The organism is Streptomyces sp. NPDC059443 (assembly GCF_042750105.1).
In the GTDB taxonomy this organism is placed as follows: Bacteria; Actinomycetota; Actinomycetes; order Streptomycetales; family Streptomycetaceae; genus Streptomyces.
In genome coordinates this window covers 48,364-57,025 of sequence record NZ_JBHYVM010000004.1, presented here as the reverse complement: position 1 = coordinate 57,025, position 8,662 = coordinate 48,364, and the positions used below count along the sequence as shown (strand labels likewise).

Sequence of the window (8,662 nt, the reverse complement as noted above, 5' to 3'; positions counted from 1 at the left end):
CTCGCGGTCGGCGGGCGCGGCGTGGGGGGTGTCGCGGCCGCGGCTGTGGGTGGGGAGAGCTGCGTGGGGGCGGCGGCGCCGCCCCTCCGCCCCCCCCCCGCCCGCCACGGCGTCGGCGTCCACGGCGGGCGCGACAGGGAACAGCATGACCGACTCAGTAGGGGCAGGGCGTTGAGCAGCGTACGAGGCAAGAAGATTCTGGTCACCGGCGGAGCGGGCACGATCGGCTCCCACCTGGTCGACCTGCTGGTGGACAACGGGGCGCGCGAGATCGTGGTCCTCGACAACTTCGTCCGGGGGCGGACCGCCAACCTGGCGCGGGCCCTGCCGAGCGGCCTGGTCAACCTGGTCGAGGGCGACATACGGGACGCGGCCACGGTGCACAAGGTGACCGAGGGCGCCGACCTGGTGTTCCACCTGGCGGCCATCCGGATCACCCAGTGCGCGGCGGAGCCGCGGCTGGCGAACGAGGTGATGGTCGACGGCACGTTCAACGTGCTGGAGGCCGCGGCCGCCGCCGGGGTGGGCAAGGTCATCGCCTCCTCCTCGGCGTCCGTCTACGGGCTCGCGGAGTCCTTCCCGACCACGGAGCGCCACCACACGTACAACAACGACACCTTCTACGGGGCCGCGAAGGCCTTCAACGAGGCGGTGCTGCGCAGCTTCCACTCCATGTACGGGCTGGACTACGTGGCGCTGCGCTACTTCAACGTGTACGGCCCCCGGATGGACATCCACGGGCTCTACACCGAGGTGCTGATCCGCTGGATGGAGCGGATCGCCGACGGCGAGCCGCCGCTGATCCTCGGCGACGGCACCCAGACCATGGACTTCGTCGACGTCAGGGACATCGCGCGCGCCAACCTGCTGGCCGCCGAGTCGGATCTGACCGACGAGGTGTTCAACATCGCGAGCGGGTCCGAGACCAGTCTGCTCGGCCTGGCGAACGGCCTCCTGGAGGCCATGGACGCGCAGGGCATGGTCCCGGAGCACGGGCCGGCCCGCGCGGTCAACGGGGTGACCCGCCGTCTCGCGGACACCTCGCAGGCCGCGGAGCGCCTCGGCTTCAGGGCCGAGATCGACCTGCGGACCGGGCTGCGCGACCTGGTCGACTGGTGGCGGGCCGAGCGCGCGGCCGACGCGGCCGCGGCCGCCACGCGCGCCGCCGCGGCCGAGGGAGCCGCCCGATGAGTGCGCAGGACGCCCCCGCGCAGGACGCCCCCGCCGCCGCGCAGGACGCCCCCGCCCGCATCCCGGTCATGATCCCGTGGCTCGGCGAGGAGGAGGCGAAGGCCGCCGCCGACGCGGTCCTCTCCGGATGGGTGGCCCAGGGCCCCAGGGTCGCGGAGTTCGAGCGGGCCTTCGCCGAGCGGGTGGGCGCCGAGCACGGCATCGCCGTCAGCTCGTGCACCACGGCCCTGCACCTGGCCCTGATCGCCCTGGACCTCGGACCGGGCGACGAGGTGATCGTCCCCTCGCTCTCCTTCATCGCCACCGCCAACGCGGTGCGCTACGTAGGGGCCCACCCCGTCTTCGCGGACGTGGAGGAAGCCACCGGGAACCTCACCCCGGTCACCGTGGACGCCGTGCGCACCCCGCGCACCAAGGCGGTGCTCGCCGTCCACCAGGGCGGGGTGCCGGCCGATGTGCACGCGCTGCGCGAGGCCTGCGCCGACTGGGGCCTCCCGCTGGTGGAGGACGCGGCCTGCGGCATCGGCGCCACCGTCGGAGGCAAGTCCGTCGGCCAGGGAGCACTGCTGGCCGCCTGGTCCTTCCACCCCCGCAAGGTGATCACCACCGGCGAGGGCGGCATGGTGACCACCGACGACGCCCGGTGGGCGGAGCGGCTGCGCCGACTGCGCGAGCACGGCATGAACGTGTCCGCGGCGCAGCGGCACGCGAGCAGCAAGCCGATCGCCGAGAGCTATCTGGAAGTCGGCTACAACTACCGGATGACCGACATCCAGGCCGCGGTCGGCCTGGTGCAACTGGGCAAGCTGGACGAGATCGTGGCCCGGCGGCGGACCCTCGCCGCCCGGTACGCGGAACTGCTCGACGGGATTCCCGGCCTGCGCCCCGTCCAGGACCCCGCCCACGGTGAGGGGAACTTCCAGTCGTACTGGGTGCTCCTGACCGAGGAGTTCCCCGTGGGCCGGGACGAGCTGCTCGCGGTGCTGGCCGAGGCCGGGATCTCGGCCCGGCGCGGGATCATGGCCTCGCACCTGGAGCCGGCGTACGCCGGTCACGGAGCGGCGCCGCTGCCCGTGACCGAGCGGATCAGCCGGGACTCGCTGATCCTGCCGCTGTTCCACACGATGACGCGCGACCAGCAGGACCGGGTGGTGACGGTGCTGCGCGGACAGGCCGCCGGATGAGCGGGCCCCGCACCGGTACCGCCGGAGCCGCCGCCGTCACCGAGGACCTGCTGGTCGTCGGCGCGGGCGGATTCGCCCGCGAGGCCGCCCAGGCCGTACGGGACGCGGCCGCCGCAGACCTGGCGGGCGGCCGCGTACCGCGCTGGCGGCTGGCCGGGCACCTGGACGACAACCCGGCCCTGCACGGCCGGGACGTGGACGGCGTGGAGGTGCTGGGCGGCTGCGACCTGGTGCACAGCCGCCCGGCCGCCCGCGTGGTGGTCTGCGTGGGCAGTCCCCGCGACTACGCGGTACGGGCCCGGCTGGTACGCCGCCTCGCGCTGCCCGAAACCCGCTACGCGACGGTGGTCCACCCCACCGCTTCGGTCTCCGGATCCTCGGAGCTCGGCGCGGGCTCGGTGCTGCTCGCGCACTGCGTGCTGACGGCGGCCGTACGCGTCGGGGCCCACGTGGCGGTCATGCCGCACACGGTCCTCACCCACGACGACACGGTCGGGGACTTCGCGACCCTCGCCTCCGGGGTCCGCCTCGGCGGCGGGGTGCGCGTCGGCCGGGGCGCGTACGTGGGCGCGGGCGCGCTGGTGCGGGAGTACACCACGGTCGGCGCCTGGTCGCTGACCGGGATGGGAAGCACGGTCCTGGCCGACGTGCCGCCCGGCGAGGTCTGGGCGGGAAGCCCGGCCCGCCGGCTGCGCGAGGCCGGTGGCCCGGCGCTCGAAGAGCTGCGGGCCGATGTCTTGGAGACCGGCCGGAGGCCGGAGACACGGATGGGGAGCACAGCCCGATGAACCAGATACCGCTCGTAGACCTCAAGGCCGCGCACGCCGAGGTCGCCGATGAGATACGCGCCGGATTCGACCGCGTGCTGGCCGGCACCGCCTTCATCGGCGGCGAGGAGGTACGCGCCTTCGAGCGCGAGTACGCGGCCTTCGCCGGGACCGGCCACTGCGTCGGCGTGGCCAACGGCACCGACGCGCTGGAACTGGCCCTGCGCGCCGTGGGAGTCGGCGTCGGCGACGAAGTGGTGCTGCCCGCCAACACGTTCATCGCCACCGCCGGGGCCGTCGCCCGCATCGGAGCCCGGCCGGTCCTGGTGGACTGCCACCCCGACACCCTGCTGATCGACCCGGGGGCCGCGCTGGACGCGGTCGGGAAGGCCACGCGCGCCGTGGTCCCGGTCCACCTGTACGGACAGTGCGCCGACGCCGGGGAACTGGCCGCCGCGCTGCCCCCGCACGCCAGGGTCGTGGAGGACGCCGCGCAGAGCCAGGGCGCCACCCGCGCCGGCCGGTCTCCCGGCACCGGCGGGATCGCCGCGACCAGCTTCTACCCGGGCAAGAACCTGGGTGCGTACGGGGACGCGGGCGCGGTGGTGACCGACGACGAGGAGACCGCCGACCTGGTGCGGGCGCTCGCCAACCACGGCGGCATCGCCAAGTACCGCCACGACGTGGCCGGGTTCAACAGCCGCCTCGACGGGCTCCAGGCCGTCGTGCTGCGGGCCAAGCTGGCCCGGCTGGCCGAGGGGAACGCGGCCCGCCGCGCCGCCGCCGCCCGCTACGACGAGCTGCTCGCGGACCTCGCCGCCGACGGAAGCCTGATCCTGCCGGTCACGGCGGAGGGCAACGTCCACGTCTGGCACCTGTACGTCGTCCGGGTCCGCGCGGCGGACCGCGACGCGGTCGTGGGCAAGCTCAACGCGGAGGGCATCGGCGCGGGCGTGCACTACCCGGCCCCCGTCCACCTCACTCCGGCCTTCGCCCACCTCGGCCACGGACGCGGGGACTTCCCGCACGCAGAGCTGGCCGCGGACCGGATGCTGTCCCTCCCGCTCTTCCCCCAGATCACGCCCGCTCAACAGCAGCGGGTCGTGGAAGCGCTCACCGACGCCCTGCGCTGACGCCAGAGACGCATAAGAAGGTACAGATGAACAGACGGACAAGGCTGCTCCGATACGGACTCTTCACCGCCATCGTGGCTCTGATGGCCACGGTTTTACCTCCGGCCGCGGTGGCGGGTGCGGTGGACCCCTGCGGTCCCGGCACGAACGCGATCGTGTGCGAGAACTCCAAGGCGGGCACGCCGATGTCCGACTGGTTCGCACCGAGCGCCTACGGTGACATCAAGGGCTTCAGCGCCCAGATGAGCGTCCAGACGGGCGACACCGTGCAGTTCAAGGTCCAGTCGCCGACCCCGTACAAGGTGTCGGTCTACCGGCTGGGCTACTACGGGGGCAACGGGGCCCGCCTGCTGTCCACCCCCGCGCAGGCGGCCCAGACCTACCCGGCGAACTTCCAGCCGGGCGGCAAACCGCGCAGCTGCACCACCAAGGCCGCCACCGGCCTGGTCGACTGCGGCAACTGGCCGGTCACGGCGTCGTGGACGGTGCCCCCGGACGCCGTCTCCGGCCTGTACGTCGCCAACTTCGACCAGGCGGACGGCAACGGCGTGATGCCCTACCCGTTCGTCGTCCGCAACGACTCCAGCCACTCCGACGTCGTCGTGCAGACCAGCGACGAGACCTGGCAGGCGTACAACGACTACGGCGGCCAGGACCTGTACGGCGGCGGCGGCCCGGCGCCCGACGGCCGGGCGTACGAGGTCAGCTACAACCGGCCGATGGACATCGGCGGGGAGAACGGGATCTACGGGTCCGAGTTCCAGATGATCTCGTGGCTGGAGCGCAACGGGTACGACCTGAGCTACATGTCCGGCATCGACATGTCGACCCGCGGCGCCACCCAGCTCCAGAACCACAAGGTCTTCATGTCCTCCGGGCACGACGAGTACTGGACCCAGGACCAGTACACGAACGCCCTGAACGCCCGCCACGCCGGGGTCAACCAGACCTACTTCAGCGGCAACGAGGTCTTCTGGAAGACCCGGCTGGCCCCCAGCATCGACGGCGCCAACACCGCCAACCGGACGCTGGTCTCCTACAAGGAGACCAAGCTCTCCTTCCCCCAGCCCAACGGCATCCCCGACCCGAGCGGGATCTGGACCGGCACCTGGATGGACCCGGCCAGCTCCACGAACGGGCGGCCCTACCAGCCGCAGAACCAGGTGACGGGCTCGCTGTTCAGCGTGAACGGCTACCGGAGCGACGCGATCACCGTGCCCGGATCCTTCGCCAAGATGCGGCTGTGGCGCAACACCACCGTCGCGGGCCTGACCCCCTCCCAGACCGCCACCTTCCCGGTCGGCACGCTCGGCTACGAGTGGGACAGCGACGTGGAGGACGCGGCCCGCCCGCCCGGGCAGATCGACATGTCCTCCACCACCGTGGACATCAACGACGGCAAACTCCGGCTCGACTACGGGAACACCTACGGGAACGGCACCGCCAAGCACAGCCTGGTCGCCTTCCGGGACCAGACCTCGCACGCCCTGGTCTTCGGCGCCGGCACCGTGCAGTGGTCCTGGGGCCTGACCAACATGCCCACGAGCGATCCCGGCAGCACCGTGGTCACCGCCGACAAGCGGATGCAGCAGGCGACGGTGAACGTGTTCGCCGACATGGGCGTCCAGCCCAAGTCCCTGCAGAGCGACCTGGTCGCGTCCACCGCCTCCACCGACACGACGGGCCCGGCCATCACCGTGACCAGCCCCGCGGCGAACGCCACCGTCCCCGCGCTGCGCCCGGTGACCGTCACCGGCACGGCGAGCGACAGCGGCGGCGGCGTGGTGGCCCGCGTGGAGGTATCCACCGACGGCGGCACCACCTGGAAGGCGGCTTCGGGCGTCGGGTCCTGGAGCTACACCTGGACCCCGACCGCCCCCGGATCCGTACAGATCAAGGTCCGCGCGGTGGACGACAGCGTCAACATCGGCGCCACCACCACCGTGCCGCTGACCGTGGGACCCCAGCAGTGCCCCTGCACCGTCTGGCCGGCCGCGGCCGTGCCCGGCACCGTCAACGCCGGTGACGGCAGCGCCGTCGAGCTCGGCGTCAAGATCCGCTCCTCGGCGCCCGGTTCGATCACGGGCGTCCGCTTCTACAAGTCCCCGGCCAACACCGGCACCCACACGGGCAGCCTGTGGAGCAGCACGGGACAGCGGCTGGCCACCGGAACCTTCACCAACGAGACGGCGTCCGGCTGGCAGCAGCTGAACTTCTCCTCGCCGGTGCCGGTCAAGGCCAACACCACCTACATCGCCTCCTACTTCGCCCCGGGCGGCGGGTACTCCTTCGACAACACCTTCGCCTCCTCCGACGCGGGACTCGCCCCGCTCACGGCCCTGCGCAACGGAACCGACGGCGGTAACGGCGTGTACCGCTACAGCACCACGGGCGGATTCCCGGCCACCGCCACCTCGGGCAGCAACTACTGGGTGGACGCGGTCCTGGACACCGCCACCGCGAGCACGACACCGCCCACCGTCACCTCCACCACCCCGCAGTCGGCGGCCACCGGAACCGCGATCACGGCCACGGTGAAGGCCACCTTCAACGAGGCCGTCGACCAGGACGCGCTCGCGTTCACGCTCAAGGACCCGGGCGGCGCCAGCGTCCCCGGAACCAAGGTGCTCACCGCTTCGAACAGCGCCACCTTCACCCCCTCCACCGAACTGGGGCTGAACACCACCTACACGGCCTCCGTGCAGGCGGCCGACCTGTGGGGCAACAACATGGCCGCACCGGTCACCTGGACCTTCACCACCAGTACGAGCCCGCCCGCGGTGAACTGCCCCTGCACCCTGTGGGGTCCGACCGCCGAGCCCACCACCGCCAACGTCGGCGACGACATCAACTCCGTCGAACTGGGCACCCGCTTCGAGTCCACGGTCGCCGGCTACGTCACCGGCATCACCTTCTACAAGGGCCCCGGGAACACCGGCACGCACACCGGCAGCCTGTGGAAGACGGACGGCACGCTCCTGGCCACCGGCACCTTCGGCAGCGAAACCCTGTCCGGCTGGCAGCAGCTCCACTTCGCCACCCCGGTGGCCATCACGGCGAACACCGGCTACGTGGCCTCGTACCACGCGCCGAACGGCAAGTACTCGGTGGACGGCGGCTACTTCACGGCGGCGCACCGCTCCTATCCGCTGGTCGCTCCGGCCGACGGCACCGGCGGGGCCAACGGCCTCTACAAATACGGTGCTTCCTCCGTCTTCCCCAACAACACCATCGGCTCCGTGAACTACTGGGTCGGCCCGGTCTTCAGCACCACCGCGCCGGCCGCCCTCGACGCGACGGCCGCGACGGAGGTGCCCGTCAAGTGAGCACCGTCAGCGTGGTCATCCCCTGCTACAAGTACGGGCACTTCCTCGCGGACTGCGTCAAGAGCGTCCTCGACGAGCAGGAGGGCGTCGACGTCCGCGTCCTGATCATCGACGACGCCTCCCCGGACGATTCCGCGAAGGTCGCCCGGGCGCTGGCGGCCGCCGACCCCCGGATCGAGGTCCGGGTCCACGAGAAGAACCAGGGCCACATCGCCACGTACAACGAAGGCCTGCTGGAATGGGCCGACGGGGACTACGTGGCCCTGCTCTCGGCCGACGACCGCCTCGTCCCGGGGGCCCTGGTGCGCGCCGCGGCGCTGCTCGACGCCCATCCCGAGGCCGGCTTCGCCTACGGCAGGCCGCTGCGGTTCCAGCACGGCGGTCCGCTTCCCGAGGCCCGTACCCGGAGCACCGGTTCCGTGGTCTACCCCGGCCGGTGGTGGTTGGAGCGTCGCTTCCGGGAGGGCACCGGGTGCATCACCTCGCCCGAGGTGGTCGTCCGCACCAGCCTCCAGCGCAAGGTCGGGGGATACGACCCGGAGCTCCCGCACGCCGGGGACATCGAGATGTGGATGCGGCTCGCGGCGCACGCCGACGTGGGCTACGTGAGCGGGGCCGACCAGGCCTTCTACCGGGTCCACGGCAACAACATGTCCACCACGGACTTCGGCGGACAGCTCGACGACCTCCGCCAGCGCCTCGTCGCCTTCGACTCGGTCCTGGAGAAGTGCGGCGGGCTGCTCCCGGAGGCCGCCCGGCTGTCGGTCCTGGCGCGGACCCGGCTCGCCCGGTACGCGCTGCGCCGTGCCTACCGGGCCTACGACCGGGGGCGCACCGGGGTGGTCCCGGTCGAGGAACTGGAGGCGTTCGCCGCCGAATGCGTGGCGGACTACACCTCGCTCGCCGAGTACGGGGCCCTGCGCAGGCGCCGGCGGATCGGGGCCCGCGTGATGCCGTACCTCCAGCCGCTGGTGCTCTCGGCCGTCGCCGACCGGGGGCGCGAGTGGCTGTGGTGGCGCTCGTGGAAGCGCCGAGGGATTTAGTCAAGGGATTCAGGGATT

The 8,662-nt window shown here is 72.3% G+C and carries 6 protein-coding genes; all 6 read left to right on the top strand.

Annotated elements, in window-relative coordinates:
* The first annotated feature begins 171 nt into the window (after positions 1 to 171).
* The 6 genes from ACFXDJ_RS04840 to ACFXDJ_RS04815 are packed head-to-tail and all read left to right on the top strand — an operon-like array spanning position 172 to position 8,644.
* On the top strand, positions 172 to 1,191 hold the full coding sequence (locus ACFXDJ_RS04840) for an NAD-dependent epimerase/dehydratase family protein (protein ID WP_384651838.1): 1,020 nt from the start codon (positions 172 to 174) through the stop codon (positions 1,189 to 1,191).
* The gene (locus ACFXDJ_RS04835; RefSeq protein WP_384651836.1) at positions 1,188 to 2,375 is read left to right on the top strand and encodes a DegT/DnrJ/EryC1/StrS family aminotransferase; all 1,188 of its coding nucleotides are present in this window, start codon (positions 1,188 to 1,190) and stop codon (positions 2,373 to 2,375) included. Before ACFXDJ_RS04840 ends, ACFXDJ_RS04835 begins: the two co-directional genes overlap by 4 nt.
* Positions 2,372 to 3,163, top strand: a complete 792-nt coding sequence (locus ACFXDJ_RS04830; protein ID WP_384847803.1) for a NeuD/PglB/VioB family sugar acetyltransferase — start codon at positions 2,372 to 2,374, stop codon at positions 3,161 to 3,163. The genes ACFXDJ_RS04835 and ACFXDJ_RS04830 overlap by 4 nt, the downstream gene beginning before the upstream one ends.
* Complete coding sequence (locus ACFXDJ_RS04825; protein WP_384651832.1) at positions 3,160 to 4,275, top strand: DegT/DnrJ/EryC1/StrS family aminotransferase; 1,116 nt, start codon at positions 3,160 to 3,162, stop codon at positions 4,273 to 4,275. The genes ACFXDJ_RS04830 and ACFXDJ_RS04825 overlap by 4 nt, the downstream gene beginning before the upstream one ends.
* A gap of 26 nt (positions 4,276 to 4,301) precedes the next feature.
* Positions 4,302 to 7,601 (top strand): DUF4082 domain-containing protein, encoded by a 3,300-nt coding sequence (locus ACFXDJ_RS04820; protein ID WP_384847800.1) that lies wholly within the window; start codon positions 4,302 to 4,304, stop codon positions 7,599 to 7,601.
* On the top strand, positions 7,598 to 8,644 hold the full coding sequence (locus tag ACFXDJ_RS04815) for a glycosyltransferase (protein ID WP_384651828.1): 1,047 nt from the start codon (positions 7,598 to 7,600) through the stop codon (positions 8,642 to 8,644). Before ACFXDJ_RS04820 ends, ACFXDJ_RS04815 begins: the two co-directional genes overlap by 4 nt.
* Positions 8,645 to 8,662 lie beyond the last annotated feature (18 nt).

What these genes read in the sequence shown, in the direction of transcription:
- ACFXDJ_RS04835 (WP_384651836.1), top strand. Translation starts at nt 1,188, where the DNA reads ATGAGTGCGCAGGACGCCCCCGCGCAGGACGCCCCCGCCGCCGCGCAG.
- ACFXDJ_RS04830 (WP_384847803.1), top strand. Translation starts at nt 2,372, where the DNA reads ATGAGCGGGCCCCGCACCGGTACCGCCGGAGCCGCCGCCGTCACCGAG.
- ACFXDJ_RS04825 (WP_384651832.1), top strand. Translation starts at nt 3,160, where the DNA reads ATGAACCAGATACCGCTCGTAGACCTCAAGGCCGCGCACGCCGAGGTC.
- ACFXDJ_RS04820 (WP_384847800.1), top strand. Translation starts at nt 4,302, where the DNA reads ATGAACAGACGGACAAGGCTGCTCCGATACGGACTCTTCACCGCCATC.